We start from the raw sequence: 15,724 nt of genomic DNA, 5'->3' as shown, positions 1-15,724 counted from the left end.
GCGACACCCTAGGCGTCCGCGGACCCGCCCAACCCGGCCGCCTCCCGCAGCCAGGCCCACGCGCGGACCCGGTCGCGCTCGCTCGCGCGCGTCGTCGGCAGCAGGTGGGTCGCCCGCTCGACCCGGTCGTGCCAGAAGCGACCGGTCGGCGGAGACGGCTCGACGGCGGTGAGCCAGACGCTGGTGTCGGCGCCCTGCGCGTCGTCGCGCAGGACCGGGCGGGTGATCCGGCGGAACGCCGGCAACGAATCGCGTACGCCCGGGGTGTCGGCCCAGCCCGGGTGCATCGTCGCGATGCTGATGCCGTCGGCGGCCCACCGGTCGGCGAGCACCGGCGCCATCTCCACCTGCCAGCGCTTCGACCGCGCGTAGGAGGTGGTCGGCGAGTAGTCACCGGTCGTGTAGCCCGGGTCGTCGGCGCGCAGGGACTGCGCATACATCCCGCCGCTGCTGACGAGCACCACCCGCCCGCCCGAGCCAGCCGAGAGCGATCCGCGGAGCGCCTCGGTCATCACCACGGGCCCGACGAGGTGTACCGCCATGCTCAGCTCGAAGCCCTGCGGCGACTCGGTGCGCTCGGGCGGCATCACCCCGGCGTTGTGCACCACCGCGTGGAGGTCGGGGACCTCGGCGGCGAGAGCGGCTGCGAAGCGTCGTACGTCGTCGAGGTCGGCGACGTCGCACCGCCACAGCCGCAGCTCCACGCCGGGGTGCGCGGCCCGGATCCGGTCGGCGACCCCGGCGCCCTTGGCCTCGTCGCGCACCAGCATGTGCACCACCGCGCCGAGGCCCGCCAACCCCTCGACCGTCGCGACGCCGAGGCCGGAGCTCGCCCCGGTGACCAGGACGTGCCGGCCCTCCAGCGACCGCGGCAGCGGGTCGGCCGGCCAGCCGGGCAGCGCCTTGCGCACCGCGAGGCCGATGGTCGTGTAGCCGAGGACCAGCGTGCGGTCCATGACGGCGTCGACCACGCGGGTCAGGGTGGGGCGGGCCATGGCGCAGGGCCTCGGATCAGCTGGCGTCGAGCCGGGCGAGCTCGTCGGCGGTGAGCTCGATCCCGGCCGCTGCGGCCGAGTCGGTGATCGAGGAGGGTCGCTTGGCGCCCGGGATCGGGATCACGACCGGCGACTGGGCGAGCTCCCACGCCAGCGCGACCTGCTGGGCGCTGACCCCGCGGTCCTGCGCGATCTCGGCGAAGGCCGGGTGCTTGTCGGCCAGCTCCTTGGCGTCGGACAACCCACCGAGCGGGCTCCACGGCAGGAAGGCCAGGCCGAGCTCCTCGCAGACGTCGATCTCGGGCCTGCTCGAGCGGAACTTGGGGCTGAACTGGTTCTGCACGCTGGCCAGCCGGTCGCCGAGCACGGCGTGGGCGTCGCGGATCTGCTGCGGGTCGGCGTTGGACAGCCCGACGTGGGCGACCTTGCCGCTGTCGGCGATCTCCTTCAGCGTCCCGATGACCTCGTCGTAGGGGACCTTCGGGTCGGGCCGGTGGTGCTGCCAGAGCGCGATCTGCTCCACGCCGAGGCGCTGCAGGCTGGCGTCGACGGCCTCGTGGAGGTGGGCCGCGGAGCTGTCGGTGTCCCAGCCGCCGCCCTCGGTGCGCACGTGCCCGCCCTTGGTCGCGAGGACGACCCGGTCCCGGACGCCGAGCTCGTCGAGGATCGAGGCGATGAGCCGCTCGTTCTCGCCCTGCGCGCCGGCGCCCAACTCGTCGCCGGGGCCGTAGGCGTCGGCGGTGTCGAAGAGCGTCACGCCCGCCTCCAGCGCGGCCGTGACGGTGTCGAGGAGCTGCTGGCGCGGCTGCGTGCCGGTCTGGTCGAAGGTCATGAGGCCGAGGCCGATGGCGCCGACCTTCTGGTTGCCGAGGGTGCGAGTCTGCATGTCAGCGACACTACGACCCGCGCGGTCGGGGCCGTCCACCCCGCCGGGCGAGGGACGGCGTGGGTCCGGTCGCCCGACCGTGGCGGGCCTCAGGCGGTGTTGAGGCGGAACGTCTCGAGCAGCTCGAAGGCCGGCGCGGCGTGGGTGACGAGGTCGTGCCCCACCGACTGGCGGGCGAACTCGTTGAAGTCCTGCAGGTCGGCGATCTCGCGTGCCGACACGTTGCGGAAGCCCATCGACCACGACGCGAACGAACGGTCGTCGACCAGGCGCCGGTCCACCACGCGTACGTCGCCGTGGCGGGCGTCGGCCCGGATCGTGTCGAACACCGCGTCGACGGCGTAGGACGTGCCCTCGAGCGTCTGGATGACGTTGCCGCCGCTGTAGAGCAGGAGGCCGGTGAGTCCGAGGCGCTCGTTCTTGGGGCGGATCTGCTCGATCAGCTCGACGAGCTGGGTGACCGACATGAGGGTGGTCGCCGAGCTCGTGTAGGTCAGCGTGAGGATCCGGGGATCGTCGCTGGAGAGGTCCCTGCGCATGGTTGAGCGGGACGCTACTGGCGCCGCGGGCGGGCCGCACCACCCCAAGGGGGACTGTGACCCGCCTCCCGCGCAGACCAGCTCAGTCGAGGTCGATCGTGCCGACCCACCGCTCGCCGGCGTCGCCGCCCCAGGCGTCCCACGCCACGCGCCCCGGCGACGGGTAGCCGTCCCCGCCCCGCGTGAAGCCCTCGGCGTCCTTGTCGACGGTGTGGCGGGCGAAGTAGGCCTGCATCTTCTTCACGTCGCCGTCGCTCACCTCCTTGCCGTCGCCGAGCTGGTGGGCGCGGTGGCGTCCGACGTCGGTGAAGCCCTTGCCGGCCTTCCCCTCCTCGATCCAGCGGACCGCGCGCTGCGCGGCCTCCTGCACGTCCTTCGGTGGCTGGTGTCCCATGACTCGACGCTAGGAGGCTCGTGCGCCGTTCACCTCACCCCGTCGACGGGTCCCGTCATGGTTGCCGCAGCCGCAGCAGGAAACCCCGGTGGACACCGCATGTGGCGGGGGCGACACTGGCGCATGGCCGTGGTCGACGACGTGCTGGCCCTGGGCTCGGGCCTGGACCGGTCGTACGTCGTCACCGTCAGGGGGCGCCTGAAGTTCCGGGTGGGCTCGATCGTCTACACCGCGTTCTCGCACGACGAGTCGGTGATGGGGTTCGCGTTCCCCAAGGAGGAGCGAGCCGCGCTGGTCGACAGCGACCGGCGCTTCCACCTGCCGGCCGAGTCCGACATGCGCTTCAACTGGGTGCATGCCACGCTCGCGGAGCTCGAGGCGGCGGAGGCTCGCGAGCTGGTCGTCGACGCCTGGCGGATGGTCGTGCCCCAGAAGGTGTGGCGCGCCTGGGACGAGGCCCATCCCGACGGGCCCGGCTGAGTGACGGCGGCCCACGTCGACTGCCGCACGGTCGCGGCTGCCTGACGCGACCTGGGGTCAGGCCGCCAGCGACCGCGCCAGGTCGCGGTCCGGTCGGAGCGCGGCGGCGAGCGCCGGGACGACCAGCGCCGCGGCGAGCAGGTGGAGCAGCACGAGCGTCGTCGTGGTCGCCGCGTCAGCCCCGGCCAGGAACGGCGGCACGAGCGAGAGCGCGGTGAGCGCCGCGGTCGTCCGCACGAAGGCCGTGGCGGGCCGGCGGCTCCAGCGCGCGACGGCGGCGGCGATCGGGACGCCGACCAGCGACAGGACGCCGGTGACGAAGGCGATGCCTCCCACCGGGATGCTCTCGCCGGACGCCACCTCGAAGTCAACGCCGGCGGCGCGGGCGAGCCCCGCGGCGACCGCGTTGGCCGTGGCCGCGGCGGCGGCAGCCGCGACGCCCCGGGCGAGGACCCGACGTCCGCGGCTCATCGCCGGCCGCCCTCGTCCTCGAGACGCTCGGGGAGGCCGAGCGAGGGGAACCGGTCGGCGCCGAAGATGAACACCTCGCTCACCTTGCCGCCGGAGACGCGCAGCACGTCGATGGTGAGCGGAAGGTAGGCCCGCTCGCCGGCATCCCACTGGTACGCCGCCACCGCGGGCTGGCGGTTGACCGAGGTCGGGACCGCGCGCAGGCCGGTCATCTCCGGGAAGCCGTTGGCCGTCCAGTCGGCCACCACCTCGTCGCGACCGACCAGCAGCCCCGCCCACGGCGGCATGGCGTAGCGGACGTCGTCGCGCAGCATGCTCGCCACCGTGTCGATGTCCGCGGCCACGCTGGCGTCGGCGAATCGGCGTACGAGGTCGGCGTTGTCGTCGTCGGCGCCGGTCCACTCCTGACGGTCCGCGGGAAGGTGCTCCCGCATCCCGGCCCGGGCGCGCTGGAGCGCACTGTTGACCGAGTTGACCGAGTCGCCGAGCAGGTCGGCGACCTCCTTGGCCGGCCAGCCGAGCACGTCGCGCAGGATCAGCGCAGCCCGCGGGCGCGGAGCGAGGTGCTGCACCGCGACGACGTACGCCAGCTCGATGGTCTCGCGGGCGACGGCGAGCGCCTCGGGCTCGTCGGCGCCGGCGGCGGGCAGCTCGTCGAGGAGGGCGTCGGGGTAGGGCTGCAGCCACATCACCTCACCACCGGTGGCGGGCTGCGGTCGCTTCCGCGCGAGCATGTCGAGGCAGGTGTTGGTGGCGATCCGGTAGAGCCAGGCCCGGAACGTCGAGCGGCCCTCGAAGGTCTCCCGGCGACGCCAGGCGCGCAGGAAGGTCTCCTGCACCGCGTCCTCGGCGTCCTGGAACGATCCGAGCATCCGGTAGCAGTGCACGTGCAGCTCGCGGCGGTGCCGTTCGGCGGCCGCGGCGAACGTCGCCTCGTCGAGCTGGGCCACGCCGACCTCCTCGAGTCGCATGCCGAGCGTCGTCATCATGTCGTCCTTCCGTCCGTCGTGTCCTGGTGGAGGTATGACGGTCGGAGGGTCCAGAAACTCATCACTCGAGCCGGGGAGCCGGGCTCAGCGGCCGGCGGTGACCAGGCCTGCCTCGTAGGCCGCGACCACCAGCTGGGCGCGGTCGCGGGCCGCGAGCTTGGACATGATGCGGGACACGTGGGTCTTCGCGGTGAGCGGCGAGAGGACCAGCTCAGCGGCGATCTCGTGGTTGGACCGGCCGGACCCGACCAGGGCGAGGATCTCGCGCTCGCGCGTGGTCAGCTGGTCGATGCCCGGCACGGGAGCGGCTGCAGCGGGCTCGACCGCACCCGGCCCGACGAAGGCCTCGATGAGCCGGCGGGTGACCCGGGGCGCGAGGAGCGCCTGCCCGTCGTGCACGACGCGTACGGCGTCGATGAGGGCCTGCGGCTCGATGTCCTTCAGCAGGAAGCCGGAGGCGCCCGCGCGGAGCGCGCCGAAGACGTACTCGTCGAGCTCGAAGGTCGTCAGCACCACCACCTTCGTCGCGGCCAGCGCGGGCGTCGCGGTGATGCGGGCGGTCGCGGCGAGCCCGTCGACCCGGGGCATCTGGACGTCCATCAGCACCACGTCGGGCGAGGTCTCGGTCGCCAGGCGCACCGCCTCGGCGCCGTCGACCGCCTCGCCGACCACCGTGATCCCGGGGTCGGAGTCGAGCAGCGCGCGGAACCCGGCCCGGAGCAGGGCCTGGTCGTCGACCAGGAGGACCCGGATAGGGGCGGTCACGGGGTCGGCACCTCCGCGCCGTCCGGCACCGACGGGCTCGCCTCGGTGCCGACCGGGACCGTGGCCGCGACCCGCCACCCGCCCCCGTCGCGCGGCCCGGCCTCGAGGGTCCCGCCCAGGGCGGCGACGCGCTCCCGCATGCCCTGCAGGCCGTGGCCCGCGCCGGAGTCGCGCAGTGGCGTGGCCGACGTGCCCCCGTCGTCGACGACCTCCAGCACGACGCGATCAGCCGCGCGTGCCACGCGGACGCGTGCCGTGGTGGACCCGGCGTGGCGCAGCGTGTTGGTCAGCGCCTCCTGCACGATGCGGAAGCACGTCGCGTCGACAGCGGCGGGCAGCAAGCGGGCAGCCGGGTCGACGTCGAAGGCGACGTCCACCCCCGCCGCGAGCAGGCTCTCGCGCAGGACGCCGAGGTCGGCGAGCCGCTGGACCGGCGGCGCCGGCGCCTCTCCCTGCTCCTCGCGGAGCAGGCCGAGCATCGCCCGGAGGTCGGTGAGGGCGTCGCCGCTGACCTGCTTGATGGAGCGCAGGGTGTCGTAGGCCTGGCTCGGGTCGCGGTCGAGCAGGTGGGCGCCCACCCCGGCCTGGACGTTGATCGTGACCATCGCGTGCGCGACGACGTCGTGCACGTCGCGGGCGATCCGCAGGCGCTCCTCGCCGACCCTGCGCAGCGCCTCGGCCTCGCGGGAGTGCTCGGCCGCCTCCGCGCGCTCGATGAGCATCGAGGTGTAGCCGCGCCGGGCGTGGGCCGCGACGCCGAGCGCCAGCGGCAGGGGCACCAGTGCGAGGTTCTGCGCGGTGCCCCAGCTGAGGAGCTCGTGCGGGCTGAAGACCTGCAGGATCAGCAGCACGATCGGCAGCGAGCACACTCCCGTGACCAGGGCGGCACGCAGGCCGTGGCGCTCGGCGATGACGTAGGCGCAGAGCACCACGGGTGCCGGCATGGTGTTGTAGGTCGCGATGGTCGCGATGACGCCGTACATCGTGATGAAGCCGAGGACGTAGGCCACCACCGGCGCCTGGCTGCGCAGCAGCAGCGGCAGCGACGCGACCACGATGGCGAGGCTGCCGATCGCGCTCGGCTCCGCCTTGTCGTTGAGCGGGATCTCGAGGTGCATGAGCACGACGCACCCGACGGCGAGCGCGACGTCGACCCACCGGGGTCGTCGGAGCTCGAGCCGGGCCACCCACCCAACGGTAGCGGCGGGCGACCCGGCTCGGCGTGGGCTCACGGGATCAGACGCCCGCCGGCTCGGGCGTCCGGGACGGCTGGTCCGGCTCCGCGACGGGCGCGACCTCGCCGTGCTCGCTCAGGCCGACGCGGTCGTGGACCCGGCGCAGCCACATCGGGGACCACCAGTTCCACTTGCCCATCATGGCCATCAGCGAGGGCACGAGGAGCGAGCGGACGACGAACGCGTCGACCAGCACGCCGACCGCGGTGGCGATGCCGATCTGCTGCATGAAGCTGATCTCGCTGGTGCTGAAGGCACCGATCGCCACGGCCATCAGGATCGCCGCCGCCGTGACGATGGCGCCGGTGCGGCCGAGCCCGGTGGCGATGGCCTCGCGCTCGCCCAGGCCCGCGTCGCGCATCTCCTTGATGCGGCCGAGGAGGAAGACGCCGTAGTCGGTGGAGAGGGCGAAGACCACGGCTGCGGCGATGAGGAAGTTGCTCAGCTCGATGCCGCCGTTGGGGGTGTAGCCGAGCAGGTCGGTGAAGCGGCCGGCCTGGTAGACGAAGGTGATCGCGCCGAGCGAGACGCCGACGGTGAGCAGGTTCATCACGACCGCCTTGACCGGCAGCACCACCGAGCCGGTCATCAGCCACAGCACCAGCATGGTGAGGGAGACGAGCACGACGAGCGCGAGCGGAAGGGTGTCGGCGATGGCCTGGACCTGGTCGTCGAACTCGGCGGCGGCACCCGTGACGAGGGCGTCGACCCGGGCGGTGTCGGCGAGGGCGCGGACGTCGTCGACCACCTGCTGTGCATCGGTCCCGGCAGGGTCGCCGGTCACGGCGAGGTCGACCTGCCAGACGCCGTCGCCGAGGTCGGTGACCGTGGCCGGCGCGACGACGCCGTCCACGCTCGAGGCCTCGTCGGCGAAGGCCGTCACGGCGGCGCCGTCGGCGCTGCTGACGGCGACCGTGACCGGCGTCGCGCCGTCGCCGGCGTACTGCTCGAGGAGGGTGTCGTTGACCGTGCGCGAGCTCAGGTCCTCGGGGATGACGCTCCCGTCGACCGGGGTGAACTCGGCCCGGACCGCCGGGGCGGCGAGCACCACCATGACGGCGGCCGTCGCGGCCGCGATCGCGCCGGGGCGGCGCATGACGGCGTGGGAGAACCGGTACCAGCGCCCCTCGGCGGCCCGGTCCGTACGCCGGCGCCCGAGCTTGGCGCCCCACAGGCCGAACACGGCGGGCGAGATGACCAGGGCCGAGGCCGCGGCGACGAGCGCGACCGCGGCGCCGGCGATGCCCATCGTCCGCAGGAAGCCCAGCGGGAAGAGGGTGAGGGTGGCGAGCGCGACGGCGACGGTGGCCGAGGAGTAGACGACGGTCCGTCCGGCGGTGGCCATGGTGGTGCGGACGGCGCCCGCCGTCGGGCCCTGTGCGGCGAGCTCCTCGCGGTAGCGGCTGACCAGGAAGAGCGTGTAGTCGATGGCGAGACCGAGGCCCAGCCCGATCACGAGGTTGAGCGCGAAGATGCTGAGCCCGTAGACCTGGTTGATGCCGGCGAGCACGAGGAACGTGCCGAGCACCGTGGTGACGCCGACCACGAGCGGCAGCAGGGCGGCACGGCCGCGGAAGATCAGGATCGAGAGCAGCACGAGGATCGGCAGCGCCATCAGCTCGGCGCGGCTGAGGTCCTGCTCGACCTGCTCGCCCATCTGGAGCCCCATGACGGCCGGGCCGCCGACCGTCACCCCGTCGGTGCCCGCGAAGGCCTCGACCACGTCGGCGGCGACGTCCTCCTCCCCGACCGACGCCTCCAGCACGCCGGCGACGAGGGCGCTGGACCCGTCCTCGGCCACACCGGCCGGGACGGCGCTGGCGACGCCCTCGATCCCGCCCAGGGTCGCGACGGCGTCGGCGACACCGGCGTCGTCACCGCCGGGGGTGTCGACCAGCAGCAGGATGCCGGCGCTGGGCTGGACACCGGTCGCGTCCTCGATCCGCTCCAGCGCGAGCGCGGAGTCGGAGTCGTCCGGGGCGAAGCCACCCTCGGTCTCCAGGGCGCCGGCGACGGGGCCGCCGACGACGCCGGCGAGTGCGACGAAGAGCAGGACGGCCGCGAGCGACCGACGTGGGAAGTCGTGCAGGACCGTGATGATCCGGCGGGTCAGGGTGGGTGTCGTGTCCATGGCCCCACGCTCCCGTCGAGCGCCGGTGGTCCGCGTCCGCCGGGAGGAGTCAGTCGCGCCGGGGCGTACTCCCGGTGGAGTACGCCACTGGGTGACAAGGCTCGGGGAGGGTGGGCCGCACCCCCCTTCGGGTACTGCCCGCCGCCGTCGAACGCCCCTAGTCTCAAGCCCCGTCCTGCCGTGAGATCGAGGGTTCTGCATGTCCCGTCCGCTGCGTCACCTGGCCCTGCTCGTCGCCGTCGTGCTCTCCCTCGCGGGACTGCAGGCCCTGACCCTGTCCGGATCGGCCGCCCCACCGGGCGACGGCTACTGGACCGCGACCGACTAGCGGCCCGCGGGTGACCGGGGTGCCATCGAGCGGCGCGTGGAGCCGAGGCGCTACGCGGCCTTCACGCTCGACCGCGCTGGCATCCGCGCGGCCCTCGACCGCGCCCCGGCCGAGGATGCCGCACGCACCGACGACGACGGCATCGTCGTCAGCGTGCCCGCCCCCAACGGTGAGCTGGTCGACTTCCGCGTCCAGCAGGTCGCCGTGATGGAGGACGGACTGGCCGCCCGCCACCCCGAGCTGACGACGTACGCCGGCCGCGCGGTGGCCGACCCCACCGCCACCATCCGCCTCGACCTCACGCCGATGGGCTTCCACGCCGCCGTGCGCGGCGCCGGCGACCGCGCCGCGTGGTACGTCGACCCGGCCTGGAACGGTGACGACAGCCTCTACCTCTCCTACCGCCACGGCGACCTCCCGCGCAGCGACCGCGGCCTGGTCGAGCCCGAGCTCGACGAGGAGACCGTGAAGAAGATCGGGACGACCGCGGGCGAGGCCCCAGGGACGGAGGTCTCGCTGCGGACCTACCGGCTCGCGCTGGTGACCGACCCGTCCTACGCCACCTACTTCGGCACCGAGAACGTGCTGGCCGAGAAGGTCACCCTGATGAACCGGGTGAACCAGCTCTACAACGACGACCTCGCCGTGCGCATGGTCCTGATCAACGACACCGACAAGCTCAACCTCGACACCGCCGCCAAGGCCACCGAGGCCAACGGACCCTGCGGCTCGGCACCGTGCTTCCCGCCCGCCACGCTCGCCAACGGCTGCACCGGCGCGCTGCTCAACCGCAACCGTGTCGTGCTCGGCCAGCTCGTCGGCGCGTCCGCCTACGACGTGGGCCACATCGCGCTCGGCGTCAACGGCGGCGGCGTCGCCGGCCTCGGCGTGATCGGCGGCGACGGCAAGGCCCGCGGCTGCACCGGCCTGCCCACGCCCGAGGGCGACTACTTCGCCGTCGACTACGTGGCCCACGAGATCGGCCACCAGTTCGGCGGACCGCACACCTTCAACGGCACCGAGTTCAACTGCTCGGGCAACCGCGGCGGCTCGCCCTACGAGCCGGGCTCGGGCAGCTCGATCATGGCCTACGCCGGCATCTGCCAGCAGGACAACCTGCAGCCGCACAGCGACCCCTACTTCTCCCAGCGCAGCATCACCGACATCACCAACACGATGCTGGCCTCGCGGGCGCCGATCAACGACGTCCAGACGGTCTCGCTGCGCGGCTTCGACACCGACGGCGAGTCGTTCACGCTCACCTTCGAGGGCGAGCAGACCGCGCCGATCGTGCGTGGCACCACCTACGACCTGGTCGGCATCGACGCGGCGATCGAGGCCGTGACCGGCGTCGGCAGCGTCGAGGTGCGCGGGTTCGGCGACCTGAGGGTGCCTGCGACACCGCCCGCGACAGGCACCGTCCCGGCGCTGGACGACACCGGGTTCGAGGTGCGCTTCAACGGCGCGCCCTACGCCGGCACCGACGTCGCCGCACTCAGCTTCACGCCCGCCTCGGGCGACGTCACCGGCTTCGTGGGCGAGACCGCCCACGGCGGCCCGCAGCGCAACGGCGGCTACACCGTCGCCCCCAGCGGCAACCACGCCCCGGTCGTGACGGCCCCGGAGACCAAGACGATCCCGATCCGGACGCCGTTCGCCCTGACCGGCCAGGCGTCCGACCCCGACGGCGACCCGCTCGTCCACATCTGGGAGCAGAACGACCGCGGCGGTGCTGCCGGCACCGCTCTCGGCGCGCAACGCACGACCGAGACCGTGCCCACGCCCGTGGGCAAGATCGACGGCCCGCTCTTCCGGATCTTCGGACAGTACGCCCCGGTGACCCCGGCCGGAGCGCTTCAGATCGAGTCGCCCGGCGAGAACCTCGCCACGTCGAGCCCGACGCGGGTGTTCCCGGACATGGCGCAGGTCCTCGCCAACAACACCAACGCCAACACGGGGACCTGCCCGGCCATGCCGCCCAAGCCGCCGAGCGGTGGCGCGACCAACGTGCCGGTCCCGACCATCGAGTGCTTCTCGGAGTGGCTGCCGACCGCCGACTACGTCGGCTCCCCCGCGCAGCCGACGGTCGGATGGGCGGGCAACACCGAGCCGTCGCTCAACTTCCGGTTCACGGCGCGTGACCTCGCCCCCGAGGGCGGCGGCTACGCCTACGGCGACGTCAAGCTGCTGCTCGACAAGGCCAGCGGTCCGTTCCGGGTGACGTCCAAGGCCGCGACCACCGCAGCGGCTGTCGGCGGGCGCACGGAGACGGTCTACTGGACCGCCAACACGACGGCGCTGTCGCCCAACGTGAAGATCAGCCTGTCGCTCGACGGCGGCCAGACGTTCCCGACGGTGCTCGCGGAGAGCACGCCCAACGACGGCAACGCCCAGGTCACCTGGCCCGACGTGCCGTCGACGACGGCGCGCATCAAGGTCGAGGCGGTGGAGAACTACTTCTTCGACGTCAACGACGCTGACATCACGATCCTGTCCGACAACGTGCCGGACGACGGTGGCACCACGTCGCCGACCCCGACGCCCACCACGTCCCCGACCACGTCCCCGACCACGTCCCCGACCACGGCTCCGACCACGCCGCCGGCTGAGGCGGTCGCGTCGCGGATCTCCACCAAGATGGTGAAGCCGGTCGAGGTCAACACCCGCGTGAAGCTCCGGGTGACCGTGCGGGCCAAGGGCGTCGTCCCGTCCGGCAAGGTCAGGGTCAAGGTCAGGGGCGCCGGACGGTCGAAGTCCTGGACGAAGACGCTCAGCGTTCGTGGCCGGACCAGTGTCCTGCTGCCTCGCTACGCCCGGACCGGCAAGGTCAGGGTCGTCGTCCGCTACCGCGGCGACGAGGCGGTCGAGGCCAACACCAAGAGGATCAAGTTCGCGGTCGTCGACCGCGACCGCGTCCGCTGACCGGAGGACAGCTTGAGCGAGGGGCCGTCGGTGGAGACACCGGCGGCCCCTTCGCCGTAGGACCTCGTCCCGTGCGGGGGTCAGGCCAGCAGGGCCGCGCGGGCCACGTCGCGGCCCGGTGACCGGCGCAGGTCCTCGCCGATCGTGCGGGCCAGCTGCGGGGCGGGCCCGTCGAGGACCGCACGGACGGCGGCACACAGGTCGGCGGACGTCGCCGCGTTGGGGTCAAGTGCCACCCCCAGCTGCGCCGCCTCGATCGCGGCCGCGCCGGCGAACTGGTCGGTGGAGAACGGCAGCACCACCATCGGCACCCCGGCCGTGAGCGCCTCCGTCACGCTGTTGTTGCCTCCGTGGGTGACCATCACCGCGGCCTGCTCCAGCAGGGCCACCTGCGGCAGGAAGGACCGCACGAGCCAGTCCGGCGGGACGTCCGGCAGGCCGGTGGCGGACCCGGTCGCCACCGCCACCCGGAGCCCGAGGGGACGGAGCGCGTCCAGCACCCTCGCCAGGACGTCCCCGCGTGCGGACAGGAAGCTGCCGAAGCTGACGTAGACCACCGGCCGGTCGTCGGCCGCGAGCCAGTCCCGTACGTCGTCGTCGGCCGGCTCGTCGCGCACCGCCGAGCCGAGGAAGGCGTGCGGCGGCAGCAGCGCCGTACGTGTCGGGTCGTGCAGGGCCTGTGGGTAGTTCAGCATCAGCAGGTCACCGTGCTCGGCGAACGCGTCCTCCGACGGCGTGGCACCGGGCGCCAGCGCGCGCAGTGCGGCGTTCCACTCCGCGGTGAAGGCGTCGCGCACGTCGCGGCACAGCCGGTGCAGGTCGTCGAGGTCGGACTCGGAGGCGGCGAAGGCGGCCGGCCAGGCGGGCGGGTAGCCGTAGACCTCAGCACCCACCGGCAGCGCGGACGGGTGCCCGAGGACGACGTCGGCGTGCGGGACTCCCGCGACGGTGAGCGCCAGCCGGGCGCTGAAGGCCAGGTGGTCGACGATCACCTGGTCGGGCTGCACCCGGTCGACGACGTCCAGGACGGCCCGGGCCCGACCCACCGGGTCCCACAGCAGGTCGGTACGTCGTGCCTCGGCCTGGTAGCGAAGCGTCGCCACCATGCCGTGCCGGGTCGCGTCGAAGAAGCCGCGCAGCGCGGCGTCCTCGCCGGGCGGCTGCTGCTCGGCCCGGATGACGCCCGGGTTGGAGCCGCGACCCAGCACCAGGTCGACCCGCTGGAAGCCGAACCCCGCGACGATGCCTTCGGTCGCCGGCCCGGTCGCCACCACCACCGACTCGCCGGCCTCGCGCCACGGGGCCGCGAGCGTCGCCAGCGGGAGCAGGTGCGAGGCGTAGTCAGGGCTGATCACCAGCAGGGTCATGGGCGCAACCGTGTCACGCGGGGCCCACCGCACGAGCGGCGCCGGCGTAGATGTCGGTCAACCGGTCGGCCATGGCCTGCACGGTGAAGTCGGCGCTGACCCGTCGCCGGGCCCGGTCCACCCGTGCGGCCTGGTCGGGCGCGTCGGCGAGGTCGAACGCCTCGCGCATCGCGCGGGCCACCTCCTCGGGCCGGCGGGTGTCGACCAGCACGCCGGTCTGGCCGTGGTCGATGTAGGTGGCCGGCCCACCCGCTGCCGGCCCCACCACCACCAGCCCGGAGGCCAGGGCCTCGACCAGCGCCAGGCCGAACTCCTCCTTGAGGCTGCTGCACACGTACACCCCGCCCGGGCCGATGCCGCCCGCCCGGCCCGCCTGGGCGGCAGCCAGCCAGAGAGCCACGACGTCGTTGGGGCGGTGGCCGGGCATCATCAGGCCCGAGGCGGCCGCGGGGGACCGCCGCAGCACGCCGTCGATCAGGTCCAGCTGCTCGCGCTCGTCCGCCGAGGGGTCGGCCAGGTCCCCTCCGACGATCAGCAGGTTGGACCGCTCCACCAGCTCCGCGTCGCCGGCCCACGCCTCGACGAGCGTCGCCATCCCCTTGACGCGGTGCAGGCGTCCCACACTGACCACCAGCGGCAGGCCCCTGCGGTGCTCGGGGAGCGCGGCGACGAGGTCGTCGAGCTCGGCCAGCGCCGGGGTGGGCGGTCCCGGGCGCTCCAGCTCCGCGGCGGCAGCCGCGCTCACCTCGAGGTCGACACCCTCCGGCACCACGGTGTAGCGGCTGGGCTCGCCGGCGACGTCGAGGCCGAGCAGCTCGCGCATGTCGTGCTGCAGCTCGGGCCGGGGGAAGAGGACGACGTGGGCCGAGTCCGCGGCCAGGCGCTGCACCAGCCGGGCACGGAACCAGTAGTGCTCCCGTTCGTCCTCGGCACCGAAGTTGCCGCGGTGCAGGCCGCCGGTCATGTCGAGGGCGTGGATGACGGCGTGGGGGTCGGGCGCGAGGGTGAACACCACCGGGATCTCCAGCTCGCGGGCCACCTCTGCCGCGGCCAGGCTGCCCACCTCCGCCATGCGCAGGTGCAGCACGTCGGCACCGTACGTCCGCAGCACCCGCCGGATCCCTCGTCGGGCCGCGACCCGCGACGGCCACGCCTGTGCGGCACCGGCGGCTCCGGTCGGCAGGGGGATCGGGGTCAGGAGGTGCCCCTCGTCCGCGCCCAGCGCACCGAGGGCAGCGTCGACGCTGCCGCGGGACATCGTCAGCACCCGACCCACACCCGGCTCGTTCGCCAGCGCATCGCCCAGTCGCACCAGCAGCGTGGCGACACCCCCGTTGTCGCCGGCGCCGGCCCTGCTCAGGTCACGGTCGATGTCGGCGTGCAGGAAGAGCTGCGCCACGGTCAGGCCGGACCCGGCCGCACCGGTCGCGCCGAGGCCGATCGGGTCGATGCCGAGGTCGATCGCGGCCAGTCGCGCGACGGTGCCCAGGTCGCCGTCAGCGGTGCTGAGGCGGCGCACCGCCGCGACCGCGTCGGGATCGGCCGGGCGGTCACCGAGGGCGGCGACGGCGGTCTGCCGCACCACCGAGGGCTCGACGCTGTCGACGGCGAGCCGGAGCAGCGCGCGACCGGCGATCGGACCGGGCACGAGACCGAGGGTCTCGACCAACCGGCTACGCACCTCCGGACCGGCCGTCTCGACGAGCGTGGCTTCGACGGCGCCCGCGACCTGGCCCGGCGCGGAGACGGCCCACCGTGCGAGCGTGCGCTGGGCGAGCATGCCGGAGAACCCACCGCCCACGACGACCCCGACCAGCCGGTCGATCGCGTCGAGGCGCGGGAGCCTGGCCCCCAGCGCCCAGCTCGCGTGCTCGCGCACGAACGGCCGGGGGTGCGACAGGAGCTCGGACAGGACGGCGTCGGCACCGTCGTCGGACACCCGGGCGAGTGCGTGCACCGCGGCGACCGCGGTCAGCTCGTCGCGCTCACGGACCACCGCGGCGAGCACGTCCACCGCGCGCGGCGAGGCCTCACGGCTCGCGGCAGCAGCGAGCCGGTCGCCGCTGCGCAGCACGTCCACCACGAAGGGCGCCTGCTGGACCTCGTCGAGGATGCGCCGAAGAAAGCTGTCCACGCCGCGTGTTCGGAGCCGCGCACCACATCGGATGGGCCGCGGGCTCGACTTCATGGTCGTGCTCGGCATGGTGACGGTCGCTGGTGTG

Annotated in this window: 14 protein-coding genes; 3 read left to right on the top strand and 11 right to left on the bottom strand. The window is 73.7% G+C overall.

Annotation, left to right across the window (positions count from 1 at the left end; genetic code table 11):
* Positions 1 to 8: 8 nt before the first annotated feature.
* From NCI01_RS01315 to NCI01_RS01300, 4 genes are all read right to left on the bottom strand, one after another.
* The gene (locus NCI01_RS01315; RefSeq protein ID WP_254179657.1) at positions 9 to 995 is read right to left on the bottom strand and encodes an SDR family NAD(P)-dependent oxidoreductase; all 987 of its coding nucleotides are present in this window, start codon (positions 993 to 995) and stop codon (positions 9 to 11) included.
* A 16-nt stretch (positions 996 to 1,011) separates the two neighbouring features.
* Complete coding sequence (locus NCI01_RS01310) at positions 1,012 to 1,881, bottom strand: aldo/keto reductase (protein WP_254179656.1); 870 nt, start codon at positions 1,879 to 1,881, stop codon at positions 1,012 to 1,014.
* An 89-nt stretch (positions 1,882 to 1,970) separates the two neighbouring features.
* The gene (locus tag NCI01_RS01305; RefSeq protein ID WP_254179655.1) at positions 1,971 to 2,420 is read right to left on the bottom strand and encodes a BLUF domain-containing protein; all 450 of its coding nucleotides are present in this window, start codon (positions 2,418 to 2,420) and stop codon (positions 1,971 to 1,973) included.
* 82 nt (positions 2,421 to 2,502) lie between these two features.
* A complete protein-coding gene (locus NCI01_RS01300) occupies positions 2,503 to 2,814 on the bottom strand; it encodes a hypothetical protein (RefSeq protein ID WP_254179654.1) in 312 nt (103 codons plus the stop codon).
* A gap of 123 nt (positions 2,815 to 2,937) precedes the next feature.
* On the opposite strand from NCI01_RS01300, the gene NCI01_RS01295 reads away from it, so the two are divergent.
* Entirely contained in the window at positions 2,938 to 3,294 is a 357-nt protein-coding gene (locus NCI01_RS01295) for an MmcQ/YjbR family DNA-binding protein (RefSeq protein ID WP_254179653.1), read from the top strand.
* A 57-nt stretch (positions 3,295 to 3,351) separates the two neighbouring features.
* Here the strand turns inward: NCI01_RS01295 and NCI01_RS01290 are convergent, their stop codons facing one another.
* The 5 genes from NCI01_RS01290 to NCI01_RS01270 all read right to left on the bottom strand — a co-directional run bounded on the left by NCI01_RS01290 (position 3,352) and on the right by NCI01_RS01270 (position 8,885).
* On the bottom strand, positions 3,352 to 3,765 hold the full coding sequence (locus NCI01_RS01290) for a DUF6069 family protein (RefSeq protein WP_254179652.1): 414 nt from the start codon (positions 3,763 to 3,765) through the stop codon (positions 3,352 to 3,354).
* Positions 3,762 to 4,751, bottom strand: a complete 990-nt coding sequence (locus NCI01_RS01285) for an RNA polymerase subunit sigma-70 (RefSeq protein WP_254179651.1) — start codon at positions 4,749 to 4,751, stop codon at positions 3,762 to 3,764. Before NCI01_RS01285 ends, NCI01_RS01290 begins: the two co-directional genes overlap by 4 nt.
* A gap of 87 nt (positions 4,752 to 4,838) precedes the next feature.
* The gene (locus NCI01_RS01280) at positions 4,839 to 5,519 is read right to left on the bottom strand and encodes a response regulator (RefSeq protein WP_254179650.1); all 681 of its coding nucleotides are present in this window, start codon (positions 5,517 to 5,519) and stop codon (positions 4,839 to 4,841) included.
* On the bottom strand, positions 5,516 to 6,706 hold the full coding sequence (locus tag NCI01_RS22510) for a sensor histidine kinase (RefSeq protein WP_254179649.1): 1,191 nt from the start codon (positions 6,704 to 6,706) through the stop codon (positions 5,516 to 5,518). Before NCI01_RS22510 ends, NCI01_RS01280 begins: the two co-directional genes overlap by 4 nt.
* Positions 6,707 to 6,755: 49 nt before the next feature.
* On the bottom strand, positions 6,756 to 8,885 hold the full coding sequence (locus NCI01_RS01270) for an MMPL family transporter (protein WP_254179648.1): 2,130 nt from the start codon (positions 8,883 to 8,885) through the stop codon (positions 6,756 to 6,758).
* Positions 8,886 to 9,084: 199 nt separating this feature from the next.
* Here NCI01_RS01270 and NCI01_RS21915 point away from each other — a divergent pair, with 199 nt between their 5' ends.
* A complete protein-coding gene (locus NCI01_RS21915; RefSeq protein ID WP_302181424.1) occupies positions 9,085 to 9,213 on the top strand; it encodes a hypothetical protein in 129 nt (42 codons plus the stop codon).
* A 36-nt stretch (positions 9,214 to 9,249) separates the two neighbouring features.
* Positions 9,250 to 12,135 (top strand): reprolysin-like metallopeptidase, encoded by a 2,886-nt coding sequence (locus NCI01_RS01265; protein ID WP_254179647.1) that lies wholly within the window; start codon positions 9,250 to 9,252, stop codon positions 12,133 to 12,135.
* Between the two features lie 80 nt (positions 12,136 to 12,215).
* Here the strand turns inward: NCI01_RS01265 and NCI01_RS01260 are convergent, their stop codons facing one another.
* Complete coding sequence (locus NCI01_RS01260; protein WP_254179646.1) at positions 12,216 to 13,502, bottom strand: nucleotide disphospho-sugar-binding domain-containing protein; 1,287 nt, start codon at positions 13,500 to 13,502, stop codon at positions 12,216 to 12,218.
* 13 nt (positions 13,503 to 13,515) lie between these two features.
* Positions 13,516 to 15,636 (bottom strand): glycosyltransferase, encoded by a 2,121-nt coding sequence (locus tag NCI01_RS01255; RefSeq protein WP_254179645.1) that lies wholly within the window; start codon positions 15,634 to 15,636, stop codon positions 13,516 to 13,518.
* Between the last annotated feature and the right edge of the window lie 88 nt (positions 15,637 to 15,724).

The sequence above is a fragment of the Nocardioides pinisoli genome (genome assembly GCF_024199985.1).
Classification (GTDB): Bacteria; Actinomycetota; Actinomycetes; order Propionibacteriales; family Nocardioidaceae; genus Nocardioides; species Nocardioides pinisoli.
This window is presented reverse-complemented; position numbering and strand designations above follow the sequence as displayed.

Coding starts and splice junctions, on each gene's coding strand:
- NCI01_RS01270 (WP_254179648.1), bottom strand. CDS start 8,885: ATGGACACGACACCCACCCTGACCCGCCGGATCATCACGGTCCTGCAC.
- NCI01_RS01305 (WP_254179655.1), bottom strand. CDS start 2,420: ATGCGCAGGGACCTCTCCAGCGACGATCCCCGGATCCTCACGCTGACC.
- NCI01_RS01310 (WP_254179656.1), bottom strand. CDS start 1,881: ATGCAGACTCGCACCCTCGGCAACCAGAAGGTCGGCGCCATCGGCCTC.
- NCI01_RS01285 (WP_254179651.1), bottom strand. CDS start 4,751: ATGACGACGCTCGGCATGCGACTCGAGGAGGTCGGCGTGGCCCAGCTC.
- NCI01_RS01290 (WP_254179652.1), bottom strand. CDS start 3,765: ATGAGCCGCGGACGTCGGGTCCTCGCCCGGGGCGTCGCGGCTGCCGCC.
- NCI01_RS21915 (WP_302181424.1), top strand. CDS start 9,085: ATGTCCCGTCCGCTGCGTCACCTGGCCCTGCTCGTCGCCGTCGTGCTC.
- NCI01_RS01295 (WP_254179653.1), top strand. CDS start 2,938: ATGGCCGTGGTCGACGACGTGCTGGCCCTGGGCTCGGGCCTGGACCGG.
- NCI01_RS01260 (WP_254179646.1), bottom strand. CDS start 13,502: ATGACCCTGCTGGTGATCAGCCCTGACTACGCCTCGCACCTGCTCCCG.
- NCI01_RS01300 (WP_254179654.1), bottom strand. CDS start 2,814: ATGGGACACCAGCCACCGAAGGACGTGCAGGAGGCCGCGCAGCGCGCG.
- NCI01_RS01315 (WP_254179657.1), bottom strand. CDS start 995: ATGGCCCGCCCCACCCTGACCCGCGTGGTCGACGCCGTCATGGACCGC.